Source organism: Pseudomonas fuscovaginae SE-1 (genome assembly GCF_000364705.1).
Taxonomy (GTDB): domain Bacteria; phylum Pseudomonadota; class Gammaproteobacteria; order Pseudomonadales; family Pseudomonadaceae; genus Aquipseudomonas; species Aquipseudomonas fuscovaginae_A.
Genome location: NZ_AQOH01000195.1, coordinates 1 through 3,089 on the forward strand (window position 1 = coordinate 1; position 3,089 = coordinate 3,089).

The window sequence follows — 3,089 nt, forward strand, 5'->3', positions numbered from 1 at the left end:
CCGAACGGCAGCGGCCTGTCGCACAACCAGTTCCAGGACTACAACGTCGGCAGCAACGGCGTCATCCTCAACAACGCCACCGGCCGTACCCAGTCGACGCAACTGGGCGGGATCATTCTCGGCAACAGCAACCTCAACGGCCGCGCCGCGTCGACCATTCTCAACGAGGTCAACGGTGGCAGCCCGAGCCAGTTGCGTGGCTACACCGAGGTGGCGGGGCAGTCGGCTCATGTCATTGTTGCCAACCCCTATGGCATCACCTGTAACGGCTGCGGCTTCATCAACACCCCTCAGGCGACGCTGACCACCGGCAAGGCGGTGATCGAAAACGGCCAGGTCAGCCGCTATCAGGTCGACCAGGGTAGCGTCTCCCTCGAAGGCGCTGGCCTGAACGCCAACAACATCGACCGCTTCGAGATCATCACCCGCTCGGCCAAGTTGAATGCCGAGATCCAGGCGAAGAACCTGGCGATCATCACTGGGGCCAACGACGTCGATGCCAAGACCCTAAAGGCCACTGCCCGTGCCGCCGATCCGGCCAGTGCACCGCAACTGGCGATCGACTCCTCGGCCCTGGGCGGTATGTATGCCGGCGCGATCAAGTTGGTCGGGACCGAAGCCGGTGTCGGGGTGAAACTCGATGGCAAGATGGTTGCCAGCGGGGGCGATATCCAGCTCGATGCCAACGGCCACCTGAGCATGGTCGATACGGCGGCGACCGGGGCGGTCAACGTCAAGGCCCAGAGCCTGGAGGCCAAGGGCCCGGTCTACGCCGGCACCACCCTGAACGTGAAGACCGCCGGTGATCTGACCAGCCAGAACAACCTGGTGGCCAAGGATCGCATCACCCTGGGCAGCGGCGGACAGTTGACCAACAACGGCATCATCGAGGCCGGGGTCAATGCCGATAACAGCCGTAATGCCACCGGCGACGTCAGCATCACCGCACAGAACGTCAACAACGCCGGCAAGAGTGTGATCGCCAGCCGCGACCTGAAGATCACGGCCACACAGAGCCTGAACAACCGTGGCGGAGCCATTTCCGGCGGCGCGACCACGACGCTGGCAGCGGCCAGCCTGGACAACGTCCAGGGGCAGGTGACAGGTGATCTGGGGTTGAATATCGACCTCAGCGGCGCCCTGGACAACCAGGGCGGCACGCTGGGCTCTGGCGGTGCGCTGACCCTCAGTGCAGCCAGCCTCGACAACCGTGCGGCGGGTATCGTGCTGGCTTCGGGTGGCGGCCTGACCGCCAGGATCCGTGGTGCTATCGATAACCGTGAGCAAGGCAAGCTGCGCGCTACCGGTGCCATTGACCTCAAGACCGACAGCCTGGACAACCGTGGTGGCAGCCTGGCCGGCAAGGACCAACTGATCCTGCGCAGTGCCTCGGTCGATAACCGTGGTGGCCTGATCCAGGCCGACCAGGATGCCAAGCTGCTGGTCGACCGGTTGGACAACCGCGACAAGGGCAACCTGCTCGGCAAGGCGGCCGTCACTTACGAAGGTACCCGCCTGGACAACACGGGCGGCCTGCTCAGCGCCACCGGCCCGGTCACCCTCAAGGCTCAGGTAGTGGCTAACGCCCAGGGGCGTATCGCCAGCCAGAGTGACGTGACGGCCACTATCGACACCCTGAACCAGCAGGGCGGGGCACTGGTCGCCCAAGGCGCGCTGCTGCTGACCGGCAAGAGCCTGGACAACCGCAATGGCGGGACCGTTGCCAGCATCCAGGGCCTGACCGTCGATGTCGATCAAGTCGACAACCGTGCCGGTGAACTGTCCAGCACCGGTGGCAAGGTCAAACTGAATGCCCAGCGTCTGGATAACAGCGATGGCGGCAAGCTGCTTGCCGAGACCGACCTGGCCCTGAGCGTGGCGCAGTTGATCAACCAGACCAAGGGCCGGTTGTTCGCCAAGGGCAGTGCCAGCCTGAGCGGTACCTCCCTGGACAACACCGGCGGTACCGTCTCGTCGCTCAAGGGGCTGGACATCCGCCTCGACGGCGCGTTGCTCAACAACACCGGCCTGCTCAGCAGCGAAGGTGCCTTGAGCCTCAAGGCGGCCAGCCTGGACAACACCAGCGGCAAAATCGGCAGCGCCGGTGACCTGTCCCTCGACAGCCTCGGCGCCGTGCTCAACCAGGGCGGTTCGATCCTGACCGATCACGGACTGACCCTCGCCAGCTCGCGCCTCGACAACAGCCAGCAGGGCCTTGTCAGCGGTCTGGGCGCTGTCCGCGTGACCACCGGGGCATTTGACAACAGCCAGGAAGGGCGCCTGGTCAGCGATGACCGCCTGGACCTGACCGCGGCCCAGGTCGACAACACCTCCGGTCGTATCGCCAGCGGCAAGGACCTGACCGCCAGCGTCACCGGCCTCGACCAGCGGAACGGCGAGCTGTTCAGCAAGACCCAACTGAACCTGGACCTGAACAATGGCCAGTTGAACAACCAGGCAGGCCTGATCAACGGTCCGCTGCTGGTGCTCAAGAACCTCAAGGGCGTGAACAACCAGGGCGGTGAAATCTCCAGCGCCCAGGCGTTCACCCTGGCGGCGCAGAGCCTGGACAACAGCAACGGCAAGCTGCTGGGCAACCAGGGCCTGACCCTGCGCATCGAGCAGGCACTCAATAACGTCAAGGGCCTGGTCTCCGCCGCGTCCCTCGACAGCCGCAGCGCCAGCCTGGACAACAGCCAGGGGCAGATCAGCAGTCGTGGGCAGGCTGACCTGACTGTCACAGGCGCTTTTACCAACCTGAATGGCCAGTTGATCGCTAGCGGCGACCTGAGCCTCACCGGCACTTTCCTGGACAACCGCCAGAACGGTTTGGTAGGCGCCACAAAAGCGCTGAAACTCAACGTCGAGCAGATCGACAACCGGGCTGGCGAGCTGTCCGCCAACGCGAACATCAATATTACCGCCAACCGCCTGGATAACCGCGATGGCGGCAAGGTCCTCGCCGATACCACCCTGGCCGTAGACAGTGTCCAGCTTCTCAACGGCAACGAGGGCCTGCTCAAGGGCAAGACCGGCCTGGCGCTCGATGGCCAGACCCTCGACAACACCAACGGCCAACTGATCAGCGG

General features: G+C 64.4%; 1 protein-coding gene. It reads left to right on the plus strand.

Going from position 1 to position 3,089, the window contains the following annotated elements:
- The coding region (locus tag K675_RS30945) for a filamentous hemagglutinin N-terminal domain-containing protein (protein WP_037006732.1) at window positions 1-3,089 on the plus strand (3,089 nt) is incomplete at both ends.